This window comes from Yoonia sp. JB2-21, from assembly GCF_055693545.1.
In genome coordinates this window covers 1-19,957 of sequence record NZ_JBVFUC010000001.1, presented here as the reverse complement: position 1 = coordinate 19,957, position 19,957 = coordinate 1, and the positions used below count along the sequence as shown (strand labels likewise).

The window sequence follows — 19,957 nt, the reverse complement described above, 5'->3', positions numbered from 1 at the left end:
TTCATCTTTGGGGGGAATTCATGGGGCAAGCAGTCGAGACCGTGACGCTGACGGTGGCACAGGCCATTGTGCGCTATCTGTCAAATCAGTGGACGGTTGCCAACGGGGTTGAAACCCGTGTGTGCGGCGGTGGTTTTGGTATTTTTGGCCATGGCAATGTGACCTGCCTGGGTGAGGCGCTGTATGAGCACCGGGCGGAGCTGCCGCTTTATCGTGGTCAGAACGAACAGGGGATGGGCTTTGCTGCGGCAGGCTATGCCAAGGCCTATAAGCGCCAGCGCTTTATGCTGTGCACGGCCTCTGCCGGGCCCGGTACGGCAAACCTTTTGACGGCTGCCGCACTGGCCCACGCCAACCGTTTGCCGATGCTGATGCTGTGTGGGGATACGTTCCTAACGCGCTTGCCTGACCCGGTGTTGCAGCAGTTAGAGCATTTTGGAAATCCGACCTTTGGCGTGAACGATGCGTTCAAGGCCGTCAGCCGTTTTTGGGATCGCATCACGCATCCGGCCCAGGTTATTCAGTCGCTGCCTGCTGCTTTGGCGACCATGCTGGACCCGGCTGATTGCGGCCCGGCCTTCATTGGTTTGCCGCAGGATGTGCAGGGGTGGACCTATGATTACCCCGTCAGTTTCTTTGAGAAGCGTGTGCATCGGATTCGTCGGCAAGCGCCGGATGAGTTTGAGGTCGCGCAAGCGGTGGCGTTGTTGAAAGACGCCGAACGTCCGATGATCATCGCTGGTGGTGGCGTGCAGTATTCGGGGGCGGTAACTGAGATGACCGCATTTGCCGAAAAGACCGGCATTCCGGTGGTTGAGACGATCGCAGGGCGCGCCAATATGGTGCATGACCATCCACTGAATATCGGGCCGATTGGCGTGACGGGATCGGATAGCGCCAATGCAATCGCCGAACAGGCCGACGTGATCCTGGCGATTGGCACGCGTTTGCAGGATTTCACGACGGGTTCGTGGACCGCCTTTGCCCATGACGCCAAGATTATCGGCCTCAACGTCGGTCGTCATGATGCGGCAAAGCATCTGTCTACGACGGTGGTTGGCGATGCGCGGTTGGGGATTGTCGCTTTTGCAGAGGACTTGACAGGGTACCGCGCCCCGGCCGCGTGGACAGCGACGGCCCAGGCCGAGCGGGCAAAGTGGAATGATTATGTGGATGAGAACACGCGTGTCGGCAATGGACCTGCGTCTTATGCGCAGGCGATTGGCGAGGTGAACCGCCTGTGCGATCCGCGCGACCGCGTGGTTGCAGCGGCGGGTGGATTGCCTGCCGAGGTGACAGCGAACTGGAAGACGCTGGATATCGGGACAGTCGACGTCGAATTCGGGTTTTCCTGCATGGGATACGAGATCGCTGGCGGCTGGGGCGCGCGTATTGCCCAAGCCCAGATGGAACCAGAGCAGGACACCATCGTCTTTTGTGGCGATGGATCATATATGTTGATGAACTCCGATATATATTCCGCTGTTTTAACAGAGAAAAAGCTGATTGTCCTTGTGTTGGATAACGGCGGTTTTGCTGTAATCAACAAGTTGCAAAATAATACGGGCAACGAAAGCTTTAACAACCTGATCACCGATACGCCGACCGCCACCAACAAAGTTGGCGTCGATTTCGAAGCGCATGCGCGGTCCATGGGGGCAGAGGCTGAAACGGTCAGCTCTCCTGCTGAATTGGAAGCGGCTTTTGCGCGGGCGAAAGACGCAACCAATACATACGTGATTTGCATGAAGGTCGACCCTTATGAGGGGTGGACGACCGAAGGACATACTTGGTGGGAGGTAGGCACGCCGCATATCACCACATCTGACAAAGTGCGCACGGCCCATGTTGATTGGGAAAGCAGCCGCAGCAAACAACGCAAGGGGATCTGATGTTACGTTTTACGCCCGAAACCGTTGATCCTGATGCAATTGTACACGAACTGATGCATGGCAAAGGTGCTGTACTGCTGACGGGTCTATTCACCAAGGACCAGATTGCCGAGGCGCGCCGCATTATTCACCATCATTCTGCAGAAGCCGATAAGGTGACGCATTTTCAGGGGCAGGCAGAAGAAGACGGATCGCTGCATCTTCAGCGCCGTGTCTGGAACCTGCTGGCGAAGGGCGAGGTGTTTTCTGACATGGCCGCGCATCCGGTTCTTATGAAGGTGCTGCGCAAGTTTTTGGGCACCGAGTTTATCATGGGCTCAATCGCCGCCAACCGGATCATGCCCGGCGGACCGGGGCAGGAGCCGCATGTCGATTACCCATATTGGGATATGTATAAGGCCGAGACGCATCCGATTGGGTTGAACGCGTCGTTCCCGATGAATGCGCAGGTGTCGATCCTGCTTGATCCATTTACCGAAGAAACCGGGGCGACCGCCTATATGCCGGGATCGCAGAAAGAACTGCGTTATCCGACAGAAGAGGACGGGTTCTACGACAAATGCGAGCGGATGCTGGGTGAGCCGGGTGATGTGGCCTTGTTCTTTGGTGCCGCGTGGCATTGTGCGATGCCCAACACCTCTGGCATTGATCGCAGTGCGGTCTTGATCAACTACGCGCCGAAATGGCTGACCCCGATTGAGGAAATGCATGCCGCCTTGCCGGATGGTTTCATGGATGCCGCATCCGATGACCTGCGTCAGTTGCTTGGCCAGAATTACCCACATCCGCAGGCCTTTGATAAGGTAGCGGCGCAAAACACGATTGGGCGCAAATGACGGATCTTCTGGCCGGTATCAAAAAGAACCATTTTGTTGTCGTCGGACGTGCGGGGATCGATTTTTTTACTGATCCCGGTGTGGCGGCAGAGGATGCAGAGACGGTGACACTGGGCCTTGGCGGGTCATCAGCCAACATCGCGGCGGGCATTTGCAAGCTGGGCGGGCGGGCGTCTTTGGTGACCCGCGTGTCCGATGACAGCGTCGGCAGTTATTGTGTGGGCCAGTTGAAACGCTACGGTGTCGGCACTGAATATGTCACGCCCGTGGGCGGCGAATATCGCAATTCATTGGCCTTTTACGAAAGCCGGGTCGAAGGCCACCGCAATGTGATCTACCGCAATGGGGCGGCAGATTTTCAGATGGATGCCGATGATGTGGCGGCTGTGGATTACACCAAATTTGGCGCGTTGATCACGGCAGGCACGGTCTTTGCCGCAGAACCGTCGCGCAGCGCGAGTTTCGAGGCCTTTGACCGGGCGAAAGCCGCCGGTTTGCCAATTATCTTTGATGTCGATTACCGGCCTTATTCCTGGGCATCACCACAGGTGGCCGAAGAGGTGCTGAGCCGCGCAGCGGCCCTATCAGATATGATTGTGGGCAATGATGAAGAGTTCGGCTTTATGGCGGGCGGCATCGACAAGGGTCTTGCCAAGGCCAAAGCGCTCGCCGAGAGCACGGCCACAATCGTGGTTTACAAGATGGGCGAGAACGGTGCAGTGACCTTTGCTGCTGGCGAAGAGATCCACACGGGCATCTGGCCTGTCACAGCCCTGAAACCAACCGGTGCCGGGGATAGCTTTATGGCGGGGTTGATGACAGGTTTGGCCGACGGACAGTCCTTGCGCGATGCGATCTTGCGTGGGTCGGCCTGTGCCTCCATCACCGTGTCGCGCCCCGGCTGCGCACCCGCTATGGCTGATACGCCCACATTGACGAAATTCATGGCCGATCATCCCGGTCCGACCGACGCCGCATAAGGAACCAACAGATGCACATCCCTCCCTTTGACAACCAAAACAAACCGATTGTGGATGTGGACGACCCGACCGTTCCGCTGAACTATTTCAACATCGTCAAGCTGACGAAGGGCCAAGCGTTCGCCTATCAGGTGCCGGGGTATGAAACGTGCATCGCCCCTGCGACCGGTACCGTTGATGTCGAGATTGAAGGTTTTACAGCCGATAGCATTGGCGGGCGGGTTGAGGACGTCTGGGATGGCGAACCTGAGGGCGTTTATGTCCCCGTCGGAGCCAAAGCCACGATGGTCTGTACCAGCGATGCGGCCGAAGTGTTCGTTTGCGGTGCCCGTTATGACAAGGTGCTTGATCCGTTTGCGGTCCGCGCGGATGAGCTGGATTTGGTGCAATACGGGTCCGATGACACCAAAACCCACCGCAAGATCAAACATATCCTTGGCACGAAATATCACGGCAAGGTGGGCCGTTTGTTGGTGTCAGAGCTGTTTACCGTAGGCGAAGGCGGCTGGTCTGGTTTCCCGTCCCACAAGCATGACACCGACCGTTTGCCCGACGAGACGCGCCATGATGAGACCTATAATTTCCGCTTTAAGCCCAACCATGGATCGGGCGTGCAGATGTTGCAGCGCGAGGATGGTAAGGCGGGGGACGCCTATCATATCGTGGATGGGTCTACGATTTGTCTCGATAGCGGTTATCATCCTTGTGCGGTGCTGCCGGGCTATCAGATGTATTACTTCACCATTCTGGGTGGCTTGTCGCAGCGTAGCCTCGTGCAGTATTTTCAGCCTTCTCATGCCTATCAGATCGAAACGATCCCCGGCATCAAAGACATGATCGCCAAGTTCAAATGACGCTTGTGACACTGAAAGAGGTGCTGCAACCGGCGTTGCGGGATGGGTATGCCGTGGGCGGTTTGGTTTGCTTGGGCTGGGAAGATATGCGCGCCTATGTGGCGGCCGCCGAGGCCGAGAATTGTCCGGTGATCCTGCAGGCAGGGCCGGGGTGCCGGGCGCATACGCCGCTACCGGTGCTGGGCCGCATGTTTCGGCACTTGGCCGAAGAGGCCTCGGTCCCGGTCGTCGCACATCTGGATCATGGCTATACCTATGATGAATGTTCCGAGGCTTTGGACAGTGGCTTTACCTCATTGATGTTTGATGGGTCGCGCAAGCCGTTGGCTGATAACATTAAAGAGACGCTGCAAATCTCTGAAATGGCGCATAAATCTGGAATTTCTTGCGAGGGCGAGATTGGGTTCGTTGGATACTCGGGCGGCGAGGCATCGGCGGGCACCGATCCCGCTGAGGCAGCGCAATTTGCGGCTGAGACTGGTGTCGATGCGATGGCGATTTCAGTGGGCAACGTGCATTTGCAGCAGGATAAAGAGGGCGGATTGGATGAGCCGCGGATTGCGGCGATCCAAGCGGCGACGTCCGTGCCCTTGGTCATTCATGGTGGATCAGGCGTGCCTGTGGCGCAGCGTAAAGCATTGGCTAAAAACACAAATATCTGCAAATTCAATATCGGGACGGAATTGCGCATGGCCTTTGGGGCCGCGATGCGTGCGGCGGTGAACAGCGACCCTGACCGGTTTGATCGGGTGTCGATCCTGAAGGAAACACATGATCCGGTGATGGCAACGGCGCAGACCGTTTTGCGCAATCTGAAAGGCTAACGCGATGATTAATATCGGTATTTTGGGTTGTGGCCGCATCGGACAGGTGCATGGCGCCACATTGCGGGGCATGACTAACGCGCGCGCGGCTGCCGTGGCCGATGCGATGCCTGAAGCGGCTGAAGCGCTGGCGGCCAGCACAGGTGCCACCGTCATGGATGCGGAGACGATGATCACTGATCCGGGCATCGACGCCGTGATCATTGGGACACCAACGACGACGCATTATGACTTGATCCATGCGGCAGCGGGGGCTGGCAAGGCGATCTTTTGCGAAAAGCCGATTGATCTGTCAGTTGACCGTATCCACGATTGTCTGGCTGTTGTGGAAAAGGCGGGCGTGCAGTTCATGACCGCGTTTAACCGGCGCTTTGACCCCAATTTTGCACATCTTCAGCAACAGATTGTCGATCAAGTCATTGGAAACGTGGAACTTGTCACGATCCTGTCGCGTGATCCATCGCCGCCGCCGATTGGCTATATCGAAACGTCGGGTGGGATTTTCCGCGATATGATGATCCATGATCTGGATATGGCGCGGTTCTTGCTGGGCGAAGACCCGGTTGAGTTGTCAGCGTCTGCATCCTGTTTGGTGGATCCAGAGATCGGGCAGGCCGGTGACTTTGATACCGCCGTTGTGACGTTGAAGACGGCGAGTGGAAAGCTTTGCCAGATCTCAAATTCGCGCCGGGCGACCTACGGATACGACCAGCGGATTGAGGTGCATGGCAGTAAAGGCATGCTGCGCGCGGATAATATGCTGGAGACGACTGTCGAATTGTCGAACGGGCAGGGTATGCGCAAATCGCCCACGCAGCCGTTCTTTCTGGAGCGTTATGCCGCGGCTTATCGGGCAGAAATGGCACATTTTGTTGATGCGCTGGAGGCCGGACACGCGGTGAGCCCAACCGGTTTGGATGGCTTGAAGGCACAGACGCTCGCCGATGCGGCAGATGCGGCAGCGCGGGATGGTTTGACGAAGAAACTCGCCTAAGGCTTACTTTCAAGTTCATCAGCCAGAAAGCGCGAAAGCAGGCGTCTGTTATTCGTCGGACTTGACTTGCAAGCAGTACCCGTTTTAGTTGAGAGCATCTGATACCCTGCAAGGAGGACAATCATGAATATTGGCAAGATTTTCCTCCCGGTCGGTTTCCGTTTCGGTTCCGCCACCAACTGACCCTTTTGAGGCTGATATAGCCGCCAATTGGTCACTTTGTCCCATCAGCGGACACATCATTCTTTGCAGGGCGCGATTGATCCAATCGCGATATTTCCATGACCCGTTTTACCGCCGACAGCGCGCTGGCACGCGTTCTTTCTTTCACCGTTCGTCTTTGGATGCGTCAGGGCCGCCTTGCGGCGCTGCTGTTGCTGCTTGTTTTGGCATCAACAGCCTCTGACATTGCGATCCCGGTGATTACGGGGCGCCTTGTTGCGGCTGTCGCGGAGGGCAGCGCGCCTTGGGCGATTTTTGCAATGCTTCTGGGGTTGGGTGCCGTTTCGATCGGCGCCAAGATACTGAGCTATTTTTGCATTGTGGATCTGACGATTCCCACGATGCGGACGGCGGAGTCCGAGGCATTCGCGCATATCCAGCGTTTGCCTGCTGACTGGCATGCCAATGCATTTGCCGGATCAACGGTTCGCAAGATCACACGCGGTGCATGGGCGATTGATGATCTGGGTGATGTCTTGCTTTTGGCGCTTTTGCCGTCGGTGCTGATCCTGCTTGGCACGATCGGCACCCTGACCGCATTTCGGTGGGAAGTGGGTTTGACCGCATTCCTTGGTGCTGCGTTGTTCTTGGCGTTGTCGCTTGTATTGACACTATATTGGGTTGCACCGGCAGCGCGCCTTGCCAACGCACAGGACAGCCGGGTGTCGGGCGCGCTTGCGGATGCGATCACGTCGAATGCCGTTGTGCGGGCCCATGCAGGCGAGGCCCGTGAGGATGACCGCCTGGGCCGTGTTTTGGACAAGTGGGCGCATCGCACAAGGCGGACATGGCGGCGAGGCACATGGTCTGGTCTGTCGCAAGACGTTTCAATTTGGGGGTTGCGTGCGGCTGTGCTGGGTGGCGCGCTGTTGAGCTATACGCGCGGCTTTGCGGATGCTGGTGAAATCGCTTTCGTTGTTTCTGCGCTTGGCATGCTGGATGGGTATCTGCGCCAGATTGGCAATCATGTACGGTCGTTGCAGAAGGCCGTCAACGATGCCGAAGAGTTGGTGGAGCTGATGTCTGTGACGGCAGAACATCAGGTTGTCCGTCATCCGGCCACGCAGTTGCCAGCCCGGGCCGCCGCACTTGCATTCGCGCATGTGGATTATGGATATGTTGGCGCGCCAACGCCGCTTTTCACGGATTTGCATGTGTCTATTCCTGCCGGCCAGAAGGTGGGTTTGGTTGGCCGATCCGGGTCGGGCAAGACAACTTTTGTCAAGTTGATCCAGCGGATCCACGAAATCTCGGGCGGCGCAATTACGTTGGGCGGGGTCGATATCGCGCGGGTGCCTCTTAACGATCTGCGCCGCCAGATTGCGCTGGTACCGCAGGAACCAATCCTGTTTCACCGGTCACTTGCGGAGAACATTGCCTACGCGCGTCCCGGGTCCTCACTTGACGATGTCCGCGAAGCTGCCCGGCAGGCGGGTGCTGCCGAGTTTATTGAGCGGCTGCCTAAGGGGTTTGGCACAGAAGTCGGTGAACGCGGTGTGAAGCTGTCAGGTGGAGAGCGTCAGCGTGTTGCGATTGCACGGGCGTTTTTGTCTGATGCGCCGGTTTTGGTGATGGACGAGGCGACCTCATCGTTGGACTCAGAGGCAGAGGCGCGGGTGGCACAGGCGGCTGAACGGCTGATGGAGGGACGGACGACGTTGGTGATCGCCCACCGGCTGGCCACGGTTGAGCGGATGGACCGGATACTTGTCTTTGATCAGGGGCAGATTGTTGAAGACGGCACACCTGCCGAACTGATGATGCGCGAAAACGGGCTTTATCGTGCGCTGCGTCAACGGCAGACGCTCGTTGCCTAAAGCCGCCATCGCCATGCATACCAAGACCGTATCATGGATCAAATGCGACATTGTTCATTGCGGACGACTCTGCATATAAATTGAGGCTTATGGAAGAGAAGGCGTACATCGATTGCAAAACTCCGGGTCGCAAGAATCGTTAATACTCATGCTGGTGGTTGCTTGCAGCTTGGTCGGTTGTGCACGTCAGTCACAGCCGGGTGAGGGTGGAGCGGCGGCGGCTGACGTCGACTGTATGGCACGGGCGATGTATTTCGAGTCCAACCGCTCGAGCCGGGATGGCATGATTGCGGTTGGCAGTGTTGTGATGAACCGGGTTCTGTCTGATGACTTCCCAAACACCGTGTGCGCGGTCGTCAGTCAAAAGAACCAATTTGCGCCGGGCGTGATGAGCAAAGCAATGGACGGTGAGGGCCAAGCATTGGCCCGGGCCTCAGCTGCGGCTGTGCTGGCCGGCGAACGACATCCCAACATCGCAGGTGCAAGGTTCTTTCATGCCGCATGGTACAACGCCAACTTCAACAACATTCACTATGTGATGACGGCAGGCGGAAATGCTTTCTATGAAAAACGGCGGCCTGAGAATGTAACATCGCCCAACCCGCTTCCGCAGATCGAAGGCATTACGGGCTAGATCTGCCCAATATGGGCAGAAGGTGCATGTCAGCTATTGGTGGTTGACCCAACCAAACGCGCGTCTGACCAAATTTGATCTGCTATTTCACATCGCCGACGCTTGGTGGTGTTGTGCCTCCGGAACCGTCTGTATCAGACCCGGAACCACCGCCGGATCCGCCACTTCCCGCTGCCAAGGCACCGACAGCCAAAAGTGCGACCAATGGAATAACCCATCCGTTCGTCGCGCCCTGTGTGGCCGGGGCCGCAGCAACAACTGGCGGGACGTCCTCAACGATCGCTCCGGCTAGACCACCAGCTGATGCGGGTCCAACAATGCTGACACAAGCGAGCAGTGCTACGCTGGTTCTATTTGTGAGAAAACTACCCATGAGTTACTCCAACTCCTTCGAAAACTTGCCGTGAAGGGACTGAATTCAGCGCTGGAAGTCAAGGAAACCTTGAGCACTATCTGCGGCTGTGCACGGTCGATCGGACCGTTTGCGGGCTTGGTGCGGCCATATCTGGTTCCAAAACTGTCGTTTCATTTGTCGTGATAAGACAGTGAGACACTGAGCTGTACGAGTAAGACGCGCAATTGCTGTTTCGTCAGTTTGGCTCAGCTTTATATGCGGTGTCATAGGTTTTGAGGTGCGTAACTTTTGTCTGATTATCGCAAAATCCTGTTTGTTTTCATCGTGTCGACAGAGGCTTTTAGTTCATCAGTTTTCTTGGAGTTGATCTGTTTCTGACCTTCGCAACCACCAAGGCAGCAATAGGCAAAAAACCGCTCATCGCATGGCCAATTTCGGCCAGTTTTCCCTAAATCAATTGACTGATGCACCCGCAGCCGTTCTAAAAGTTAATAGCTGCTATCAACTTAAGTTGCGATAGCGAAACGAAAAATCAGCGTGGGGGGGCGCGTGAGTTGCGAATGAATTTTTCGAAAGACGTGCGCTAGCGTCACGAATTATGAACGTTTCCGAAGTTTTGCCGCCAAATAGACGCCAGCAAAGCCGGTCGCGGTTCGATCGCAAAAACATGCAATACCCTTGTTAATGACGTCCAGAGAGGACAATGCCATGACCTATCAAAATTACCGTTGGTTCGCTTTTGCTGAGCAGGATTTGTTGCCGCAAAACGACCACTCGATCAGCGTCGGTGATACGATAGTTGTGCCGCAAACTGCGACTTACGCGCTCAGTGTGAATGACGACGATGCGCGGCTTAGCGGCGACAGAGGTGACGACGCGACCGATAGTGGGCAGCGCGCCTTTGTGAATGGTCATGCTGTCCGGGGCAAGGACATGTATGCGGAGGTTGCCTACACGCTGCGTGGGTCTGATGGCCAGCATTACCAACTGCTCGAAATTGAGATCGAGGATTATCTGGCCCCCGGGCGGGGTGATGACTTTTTCAGCTTCGTCGGTGACGTCCCCCCGGCGGGAACGCAATTGGAAATCGTCGCCCAGCATAATGTGACCGGCAGTGGCATCCCCTATGCCGATCTCATGGCTGACCCGGAGCTGGATCCAGCAAATGCGGCGCCAGAGTTTGCAAACCTGCCCCAAGATGGCGTGTTAGAAATCGACGAAAATGCTGTCGTCGTTGCTGATGCCTCGGCGACGGACGCGGACGGGGATACAATCACATATAGCATCGTTGGCGGCGCCGACCGCGATGCGTTCACAATCGATCCGAGCACTGGCGTCCTCAGCTTTGTCACCCCACCGGATTTTGAACAGCCCACCGATGTTTCGGGCGAGGTAAATACATACGATGTGACGATCCGTGCGGATGACGGGCAGGGCGGTACCATCGACAAGCCCTTGTGGGTCAAAGTGCAGGATGTCGCCGAAGCTGGCGAGCCCGTTTGCATTGTTATCGAAGCTGAGACGATGGATTTGTCTGGTTTCAACATTCATCATGGGGCGAATGCATCGGACGGGGGGCTTGTAAAGCTGGCGCATGCCGGCGGCACTGGCGAGATCAGCACGACCTTTGACGGTGCAGCGGGGGCCTATGATCTGTCGCTCTTTGTTCAGGATGAATGCGATGGTCAATCTGATATTCAGATTAAGGTGAATGGGGTTGTCGTTGCGGTGGTCACGTTGGATGCCAACACCGATGGGCGCGGCAGTGACAATGGCCAGTTCTCTGAAGTTGTCTTTCCGCAGGTCGCGTTGAACCCCGGGGACACGGTTTCAATTACTGCATCGGGTGACCGCGGTGAATTTGTGCGGATCGACAAGATCGAACTGTGTCAGGATGGAAAGGTCTGTCCAGACGGGTTTACCGTTTTGGATTTTGAAGGGTTTGATGCCGGTACGGTCGTGAGTGATCAGTTTGCTGGCGTCACCATTACGGCGCAACGCGATGTGCGCAACACCGACGCAAATGATGCCATGTTGTTTGACAGTGCCAATCCGACGGGTGGTGACACTGACCTCGCCTTTGCGGGCCAAGGCAATATTTTGATTGTGTCGGAAGATAATGACAGCAGTGATCCCGACGATGCCGTTGGCGGTGCGATCACGTTTGATTTTGACGCCCCGTCTGATTTGCACGACATCAAGATTTTTGACGTCGAAGAACCGGGCGGCACCATCACTCTGACATTTGCAAATGGTGAAACCCGCGTCATTGATATCCCTGCAAGTGGCAACAACAGCGCACAGACAATCGGATTAAACGCCGCAGGCGTCACCCAGATGGAGATCGATTTTGTAGGGTCAGGTGCCGTGGATGATCTGTGCTGGGCGCCGGGCACCCCAGCGCCCGTTGTTGGTGGATTGTCTGGTCGTGTGTTTATGGACGGCAATGATAATGCTGTTGATGATGCTGAGATGGGTGTTGCGGGTGTGACTGTGACGCTTGTTGATGCGAATGGCGCGGATGTTGGCACGGCGGTGACGGGGGCGGACGGGTCTTATGTGTTTAATGACCTTGCGCCTGGTGATTACAGCGTGCGCTTCCCGGTTGATGTTGATGGCAAGGTGCTTGTGGGTCAGGATCAGGGCGGTGATGACGCGGTTGACAGTGATGCGGCGCCGGCGACGGGTCTGACGGCACCGGTGACGGTTGTCGCGGGGGCTGTGACGCCGGATGTTGATGCAGGTGTTGCGGATCCGGGCACGGCGTCTTTGGGTGGCCGTGTGTTTATGGATGCCGACGGCAATGACGTTGATGACGCCGAGATGGGTGTGTCCGGTGTGACGGTGACGCTTGTGGATGGTGCTGGTGCGACGGTTGGCACGGCGGTGACGGATGCGACGGGGGCCTATCTGTTTGAGGACCTGGATGCGGGGGACTACACGGTTGTGTTCCCGACGGCGACTGCTGACGGCAAGGTGCTTGTGGGTCAGGACGCGGGAGCGGATGACACGGTTGACAGCGATGCGGCCCCGGATACGGGTGCGACGGCACCGGTGACGGTGGGGATCGGCGACGCGATCCGCGATGTTGATGCGGGTGTTGCGGATCCGGGCACGGCGTCTTTGGGTGGTGTGTTCTTCCGGGATGCGGATAAGGACAATCAGGAGACGGACGGGGACACGGCGGTTGCCGGCGCGACAGTGCAGCTGGTGCTTGGCGGTGTTGTTGTTGCGACGACGACGACGGATGCGGAAGGGGCCTATCTGTTTGAGGACCTGGATGCGGGGGATTACACGGTTGTGTTCACGAACCCGACGGACGCGGTGTTTGTGACCCCCGACGTGGGCGGCGACGACACGATCGACAGCGACGGTGTGGACAACGGGGACGGGACCGCGACAACGGCGGCAGTCACGGTGGGCATCGGCGACGACATCCGCGACGTGGATGTCGGCGTGGTGGATCCGGGGACGGGTGCGATCACGGGTGTGTTCTTTATGGATGCCGATAAGTCTGACACGCAAACGGATGGGGATATGCCGGTTGCGGGGGCTGTTGTGACGCTGCTGCAAGGCGGTGTGACCGTGGCGAGCACGACGACGGCTGCGGATGGCAGCTATGTGTTTGACGGCTTGGATGCGGGCGACGATTATGTCGTGCAGTTTGGCAATCCGACGGACAAGGTCTTTGCGGATCAGGATCAGGGCGGCGATGATGCTGTGGACAGTGATGCGGATGCGACCGGTCAGACCGCGCCTGTCACGGTTGTTGCCGGGCAGACGACGCCGGATGTTGATGCGGGGCTGGTTGATCCCGGCACGGCGTCTTTGGGTGGGCGTGTGTTTATCGACAGCAATGACGACAGCATCGACAACAATAATGGCGATGAGGCGGCTTTGGCTGATGTGACTGTCACCTTGGTGAACAGCGCGGGCGTTGAGGTTGCAACAGCGACAACAGATGCGGATGGCGCTTATCTGTTTGAGGATCTGGACGCGGATGATTACACGGTTGTGTTCCCGACCACGGTGAACGGGCTTGTGCTTGTGGACCAAGACGCGGGTTCCGATGACACGGTCGATAGCGATGCGGGGGCCAATGGGTCAACAGCACCGATCACGGTGAACATCGGCGATGATATCCGCGATGTGGATGCGGGTCTTGAGACCCCAGCGCCCGTTGTTGGTGGATTGTCTGGTCGTGTGTTTATGGACGGCAATGATAATGCTGTTGATGATGCTGAGATGGGTGTTGCGGGTGTGACTGTGACGCTTGTTGATGCGAATGGCGCGGATGTTGGCACGGCGGTGACGGGGGCGGACGGGTCTTATGTGTTTAATGACCTTGCGCCTGGTGATTACAGCGTGCGCTTCCCGGTTGATGTTGATGGCAAGGTGCTTGTGGGTCAGGATCAGGGCGGTGATGACGCGGTTGACAGTGATGCGGCGCCGGCGACGGGTCTGACGGCACCGGTGACGGTTGTCGCGGGGGCTGTGACGCCGGATGTTGATGCAGGTGTTGCGGATCCGGGCACGGCGTCTTTGGGTGGCCGTGTGTTTATGGATGCCGACGGCAATGACGTTGATGACGCCGAGATGGGTGTGTCCGGTGTGACGGTGACGCTTGTGGATGGTGCTGGTGCGACGGTTGGCACGGCGGTGACGGATGCGACGGGGGCCTATCTGTTTGAGGACCTGGATGCGGGGGACTACACGGTTGTGTTCCCGACGGCGACTGCTGACGGCAAGGTGCTTGTGGGTCAGGACGCGGGAGCGGATGACACGGTTGACAGCGATGCGGCCCCGGATACGGGTGCGACGGCACCGGTGACGGTGGGGATCGGCGACGCGATCCGCGATGTTGATGCGGGTGTTGCGGATCCGGGCACGGCGTCTTTGGGTGGTGTGTTCTTCCGGGATGCGGATAAGGACAATCAGGAGACGGACGGGGACACGGCGGTTGCCGGCGCGACAGTGCAGCTGGTGCTTGGCGGTGTTGTTGTTGCGACGACGACGACGGATGCGGAAGGGGCCTATCTGTTTGAGGACCTGGATGCGGGGGATTACACGGTTGTGTTCACGAACCCGACGGACGCGGTGTTTGTGACCCCCGACGTGGGCGGCGACGACACGATCGACAGCGACGGTGTGGACAACGGGGACGGGACCGCGACAACGGCGGCAGTCACGGTGGGCATCGGCGACGACATCCGCGACGTGGATGTCGGCGTGGTGGATCCGGGGACGGGTGCGATCACGGGTGTGTTCTTTATGGATGCCGATAAGTCTGACACGCAAACGGATGGGGATATGCCGGTTGCGGGGGCTGTTGTGACGCTGCTGCAAGGCGGTGTGACCGTGGCGAGCACGACGACGGCTGCGGATGGCAGCTATGTGTTTGACGGCTTGGATGCGGGCGACGATTATGTCGTGCAGTTTGGCAATCCGACGGACAAGGTCTTTGCGGATCAGGATCAGGGCGGCGATGATGCTGTGGACAGTGATGCGGATGCGACCGGTCAGACCGCGCCTGTCACGGTTGTTGCCGGGCAGACGACGCCGGATGTTGATGCGGGGCTGGTTGATCCCGGCACGGCGTCTTTGGGTGGGCGTGTGTTTATCGACAGCAATGACGACAGCATCGACAACAATAATGGCGATGAGGCGGCTTTGGCTGATGTGACTGTCACCTTGGTGAACAGCGCGGGCGTTGAGGTTGCAACAGCGACAACAGATGCGGATGGCGCTTATCTGTTTGAGGATCTGGACGCGGATGATTACACGGTTGTGTTCCCGACCACGGTGAACGGGCTTGTGCTTGTGGACCAAGACGCGGGTTCCGATGACACGGTCGATAGCGATGCGGGGGCCAATGGGTCAACAGCACCGATCACGGTGAACATCGGCGATGATATCCGCGATGTGGATGCGGGTCTTGAGACCCCAGCGCCCGTTGTTGGTGGATTGTCTGGTCGTGTGTTTATGGACGGCAATGATAATGCTGTTGATGATGCTGAGATGGGTGTTGCGGGTGTGACTGTGACGCTTGTTGATGCGAATGGCGCGGATGTTGGCACGGCGGTGACGGGGGCGGACGGGTCTTATGTGTTTAATGACCTTGCGCCTGGTGATTACAGCGTGCGCTTCCCGGTTGATGTTGATGGCAAGGTGCTTGTGGGTCAGGATCAGGGCGGTGATGACGCGGTTGACAGTGATGCGGCGCCGGCGACGGGTCTGACGGCACCGGTGACGGTTGTCGCGGGGGCTGTGACGCCGGATGTTGATGCAGGTGTTGCGGATCCGGGCACGGCGTCTTTGGGTGGCCGTGTGTTTATGGATGCCGACGGCAATGACGTTGATGACGCCGAGATGGGTGTGTCCGGTGTGACGGTGACGCTTGTGGATGGTGCTGGTGCGACGGTTGGCACGGCGGTGACGGATGCGACGGGGGCCTATCTGTTTGAGGACCTGGATGCGGGGGACTACACGGTTGTGTTCCCGACGGCGACTGCTGACGGCAAGGTGCTTGTGGGTCAGGACGCGGGAGCGGATGACACGGTTGACAGCGATGCGGCCCCGGATACGGGTGCGACGGCACCGGTGACGGTGGGGATCGGCGACGCGATCCGCGATGTTGATGCGGGTGTTGCGGATCCGGGCACGGCGTCTTTGGGTGGTGTGTTCTTCCGGGATGCGGATAAGGACAATCAGGAGACGGACGGGGACACGGCGGTTGCCGGCGCGACAGTGCAGCTGGTGCTTGGCGGTGTTGTTGTTGCGACGACGACGACGGATGCGGAAGGGGCCTATCTGTTTGAGGACCTGGATGCGGGGGATTACACGGTTGTGTTCACGAACCCGACGGACGCGGTGTTTGTGACCCCCGACGTGGGCGGCGACGACACGATCGACAGCGACGGTGTGGACAACGGGGACGGGACCGCGACAACGGCGGCAGTCACGGTGGGCATCGGCGACGACATCCGCGACGTGGATGTCGGCGTGGTGGATCCGGGGACGGGTGCGATCACGGGTGTGTTCTTTATGGATGCCGATAAGTCTGACACGCAAACGGATGGGGATATGCCGGTTGCGGGGGCTGTTGTGACGCTGCTGCAAGGCGGTGTGACCGTGGCGAGCACGACGACGGCTGCGGATGGCAGCTATGTGTTTGACGGCTTGGATGCGGGCGACGATTATGTCGTGCAGTTTGGCAATCCGACGGACAAGGTCTTTGCGGATCAGGATCAGGGCGGCGATGATGCTGTGGACAGTGATGCGGATGCGACCGGTCAGACCGCGCCTGTCACGGTTGTTGCCGGGCAGACGACGCCGGATGTTGATGCGGGGCTGGTTGATCCCGGCACGGCGTCTTTGGGTGGGCGTGTGTTTATCGACAGCAATGACGACAGCATCGACAACAATAATGGCGATGAGGCGGCTTTGGCTGATGTGACTGTCACCTTGGTGAACAGCGCGGGCGTTGAGGTTGCAACAGCGACAACAGATGCGGATGGCGCTTATCTGTTTGAGGATCTGGACGCGGATGATTACACGGTTGTGTTCCCGACCACGGTGAACGGGCTTGTGCTTGTGGACCAAGACGCGGGTTCCGATGACACGGTCGATAGCGATGCGGGGGCCAATGGGTCAACAGCACCGATCACGGTGAACATCGGCGATGATATCCGCGATGTGGATGCGGGTCTTGAGACCCCAGCGCCCGTTGTTGGTGGATTGTCTGGTCGTGTGTTTATGGACGGCAATGATAATGCTGTTGATGATGCTGAGATGGGTGTTGCGGGTGTGACTGTGACGCTTGTTGATGCGAATGGCGCGGATGTTGGCACGGCGGTGACGGGGGCGGACGGGTCTTATGTGTTTAATGACCTTGCGCCTGGTGATTACAGCGTGCGCTTCCCGGTTGATGTTGATGGCAAGGTGCTTGTGGGTCAGGATCAGGGCGGTGATGACGCGGTTGACAGTGATGCGGCGCCGGCGACGGGTCTGACGGCACCGGTGACGGTTGTCGCGGGGGCTGTGACGCCGGATGTTGATGCAGGTGTTGCGGATCCGGGCACGGCGTCTTTGGGTGGCCGTGTGTTTATGGATGCCGACGGCAATGACGTTGATGACGCCGAGATGGGTGTGTCCGGTGTGACGGTGACGCTTGTGGATGGTGCTGGTGCGACGGTTGGCACGGCGGTGACGGATGCGACGGGGGCCTATCTGTTTGAGGACCTGGATGCGGGGGACTACACGGTTGTGTTCCCGACGGCGACTGCTGACGGCAAGGTGCTTGTGGGTCAGGACGCGGGAGCGGATGACACGGTTGACAGCGATGCGGCCCCGGATACGGGTGCGACGGCACCGGTGACGGTGGGGATCGGCGACGCGATCCGCGATGTTGATGCGGGTGTTGCGGATCCGGGCACGGCGTCTTTGGGTGGTGTGTTCTTCCGGGATGCGGATAAGGACAATCAGGAGACGGACGGGGACACGGCGGTTGCCGGCGCGACAGTGCAGCTGGTGCTTGGCGGTGTTGTTGTTGCGACGACGACGACGGATGCGGAAGGGGCCTATCTGTTTGAGGACCTGGATGCGGGGGATTACACGGTTGTGTTCACGAACCCGACGGACGCGGTGTTTGTGACCCCCGACGTGGGCGGCGACGACACGATCGACAGCGACGGTGTGGACAACGGGGACGGGACCGCGACAACGGCGGCAGTCACGGTGGGCATCGGCGACGACATCCGCGACGTGGATGTCGGCGTGGTGGATCCGGGGACGGGTGCGATCACGGGTGTGTTCTTTATGGATGCCGATAAGTCTGACACGCAAACGGATGGGGATATGCCGGTTGCGGGGGCTGTTGTGACGCTGCTGCAAGGCGGTGTGACCGTGGCGAGCACGACGACGGCTGCGGATGGCAGCTATGTGTTTGACGGCTTGGATGCGGGCGACGATTATGTCGTGCAGTTTGGCAATCCGACGGACAAGGTCTTTGCGGATCAGGATCAGGGCGGCGATGATGCTGTGGACAGTGATGCGGATGCGACCGGTCAGACCGCGCCTGTCACGGTTGTTGCCGGGCAGACGACGCCGGATGTTGATGCGGGGCTGGTTGATCCCGGCACGGCGTCTTTGGGTGGGCGTGTGTTTATCGACAGCAATGACGACAGCATCGACAACAATAATGGCGATGAGGCGGCTTTGGCTGATGTGACTGTCACCTTGGTGAACAGCGCGGGCGTTGAGGTTGCAACAGCGACAACAGATGCGGATGGCGCTTATCTGTTTGAGGATCTGGACGCGGATGATTACACGGTTGTGTTCCCGACCACGGTGAACGGGCTTGTGCTTGTGGACCAAGACGCGGGTTCCGATGACACGGTCGATAGCGATGCGGGGGCCAATGGGTCAACAGCACCGATCACGGTGAACATCGGCGATGATATCCGCGATGTGGATGCGGGTCTTGAGACCCCAGCGCCCGTTGTTGGTGGATTGTCTGGTCGTGTGTTTATGGACGGCAATGATAATGCTGTTGATGATGCTGAGATGGGTGTTGCGGGTGTGACTGTGACGCTTGTTGATGCGAATGGCGCGGATGTTGGCACGGCGGTGACGGGGGCGGACGGGTCTTATGTGTTTAATGACCTTGCGCCTGGTGATTACAGCGTGCGCTTCCCGGTTGATGTTGATGGCAAGGTGCTTGTGGGTCAGGATCAGGGCGGTGATGACGCGGTTGACAGTGATGCGGCGCCGGCGACGGGTCTGACGGCACCGGTGACGGTTGTCGCGGGGGCTGTGACGCCGGATGTTGATGCAGGTGTTGCGGATCCGGGCACGGCGTCTTTGGGTGGCCGTGTGTTTATGGATGCCGACGGCAATGACGTTGATGACGCCGAGATGGGTGTGTCCGGTGTGACGGTGACGCTTGTGGATGGTGCTGGTGCGACGGTTGGCACGGCGGTGACGGATGCGACGGGGGCCTATCTGTTTGAGGACCTGGATGCGGGGGACTACACGGTTGTGTTCCCGACGGCGACTGCTGACGGCAAGGTGCTTGTGGGTCAGGACGCGGGAGCGGATGACACGGTTGACAGCGATGCGGCCCCGGATACGGGTGCGACGGCACCGGTGACGGTGGGGATCGGCGACGCGATCCGCGATGTTGATGCGGGTGTTGCGGATCCGGGCACGGCGTCTTTGGGTGGTGTGTTCTTCCGGGATGCGGATAAGGACAATCAGGAGACGGACGGGGACACGGCGGTTGCCGGCGCGACAGTGCAGCTGGTGCTTGGCGGTGTTGTTGTTGCGACGACGACGACGGATGCGGAAGGGGCCTATCTGTTTGAGGACCTGGATGCGGGGGATTACACGGTTGTGTTCACGAACCCGACGGACGCGGTGTTTGTGACCCCCGACGTGGGCGGCGACGACACGATCGACAGCGACGGTGTGGACAACGGGGACGGGACCGCGACAACGGCGGCAGTCACGGTGGGCATCGGCGACGACATCCGCGACGTGGATGTCGGCG

Annotated in this window: 10 protein-coding genes; 9 read left to right on the top strand and 1 reads right to left on the bottom strand. The window is 58.6% G+C overall.

Annotated features, from left to right (window positions below):
- Window positions 1-20: 20 nt before the first annotated feature.
- The 8 genes from iolD (at window position 21) to ACZ1G5_RS00015 (ending at window position 9,053) form a co-directional block, all read left to right on the top strand.
- Window positions 21-1,892, top strand: a complete 1,872-nt coding sequence (gene iolD, locus ACZ1G5_RS00050; RefSeq protein WP_472730917.1) for a 3D-(3,5/4)-trihydroxycyclohexane-1,2-dione acylhydrolase (decyclizing) — start codon at window positions 21-23, stop codon at window positions 1,890-1,892.
- Complete coding sequence (locus ACZ1G5_RS00045) at window positions 1,892-2,728, top strand: phytanoyl-CoA dioxygenase family protein (RefSeq protein WP_472730916.1); 837 nt, start codon at window positions 1,892-1,894, stop codon at window positions 2,726-2,728. Before iolD ends, ACZ1G5_RS00045 begins: the two co-directional genes overlap by 1 nt.
- Complete coding sequence (locus ACZ1G5_RS00040) at window positions 2,725-3,708, top strand: PfkB family carbohydrate kinase (RefSeq protein WP_472730915.1); 984 nt, start codon at window positions 2,725-2,727, stop codon at window positions 3,706-3,708. The genes ACZ1G5_RS00045 and ACZ1G5_RS00040 overlap by 4 nt, the downstream gene beginning before the upstream one ends.
- Window positions 3,709-3,719: 11 nt before the next feature.
- Window positions 3,720-4,562 (top strand): 5-deoxy-glucuronate isomerase, encoded by an 843-nt coding sequence (locus ACZ1G5_RS00035; protein ID WP_472730914.1) that lies wholly within the window; start codon window positions 3,720-3,722, stop codon window positions 4,560-4,562.
- Window positions 4,559-5,386 carry a class II fructose-bisphosphate aldolase gene (locus tag ACZ1G5_RS00030; RefSeq protein ID WP_472730913.1) on the top strand — a complete coding sequence of 276 codons (828 nt, stop codon included), beginning with the start codon at window positions 4,559-4,561 and terminating at the stop codon, window positions 5,384-5,386. Before ACZ1G5_RS00035 ends, ACZ1G5_RS00030 begins: the two co-directional genes overlap by 4 nt.
- A 4-nt stretch (window positions 5,387-5,390) precedes the next feature.
- Entirely contained in the window at window positions 5,391-6,380 is a 990-nt protein-coding gene (iolG, locus tag ACZ1G5_RS00025) for an inositol 2-dehydrogenase (RefSeq protein ID WP_472730912.1), read from the top strand.
- A 281-nt stretch (window positions 6,381-6,661) separates the two neighbouring features.
- Complete coding sequence (locus tag ACZ1G5_RS00020; RefSeq protein WP_472730911.1) at window positions 6,662-8,419, top strand: ABC transporter ATP-binding protein; 1,758 nt, start codon at window positions 6,662-6,664, stop codon at window positions 8,417-8,419.
- A 148-nt stretch (window positions 8,420-8,567) separates the two neighbouring features.
- Window positions 8,568-9,053, top strand: coding sequence for a cell wall hydrolase (locus ACZ1G5_RS00015; RefSeq protein WP_472730910.1), 486 nt, complete (start codon window positions 8,568-8,570; stop codon window positions 9,051-9,053).
- Window positions 9,054-9,135: 82 nt separating this feature from the next.
- On the opposite strand, the gene ACZ1G5_RS00010 is transcribed toward ACZ1G5_RS00015, so the two are convergent.
- Entirely contained in the window at window positions 9,136-9,426 is a 291-nt protein-coding gene (locus ACZ1G5_RS00010) for a hypothetical protein (protein WP_472730909.1), read from the bottom strand.
- A 690-nt stretch (window positions 9,427-10,116) separates the two neighbouring features.
- On the opposite strand from ACZ1G5_RS00010, the gene ACZ1G5_RS00005 reads away from it, so the two are divergent.
- On the top strand, window positions 10,117-19,957 hold a 9,841-nt coding region (locus ACZ1G5_RS00005), incomplete at its 3' end, for an SdrD B-like domain-containing protein (protein WP_472730908.1).

Bases quoted from the DNA above. Each gene is read 5' to 3' on its own strand.
- iolD (WP_472730917.1), top strand. From the start codon at position 21: ATGGGGCAAGCAGTCGAGACCGTGACGCTGACGGTGGCACAGGCCATT.
- ACZ1G5_RS00045 (WP_472730916.1), top strand. From the start codon at position 1,892: ATGTTACGTTTTACGCCCGAAACCGTTGATCCTGATGCAATTGTACAC.
- ACZ1G5_RS00040 (WP_472730915.1), top strand. From the start codon at position 2,725: ATGACGGATCTTCTGGCCGGTATCAAAAAGAACCATTTTGTTGTCGTC.
- ACZ1G5_RS00035 (WP_472730914.1), top strand. From the start codon at position 3,720: ATGCACATCCCTCCCTTTGACAACCAAAACAAACCGATTGTGGATGTG.
- ACZ1G5_RS00030 (WP_472730913.1), top strand. From the start codon at position 4,559: ATGACGCTTGTGACACTGAAAGAGGTGCTGCAACCGGCGTTGCGGGAT.
- iolG (WP_472730912.1), top strand. From the start codon at position 5,391: ATGATTAATATCGGTATTTTGGGTTGTGGCCGCATCGGACAGGTGCAT.
- ACZ1G5_RS00020 (WP_472730911.1), top strand. From the start codon at position 6,662: ATGACCCGTTTTACCGCCGACAGCGCGCTGGCACGCGTTCTTTCTTTC.
- ACZ1G5_RS00015 (WP_472730910.1), top strand. From the start codon at position 8,568: ATGCTGGTGGTTGCTTGCAGCTTGGTCGGTTGTGCACGTCAGTCACAG.
- ACZ1G5_RS00010 (WP_472730909.1), bottom strand. From the start codon at position 9,426: ATGGGTAGTTTTCTCACAAATAGAACCAGCGTAGCACTGCTCGCTTGT.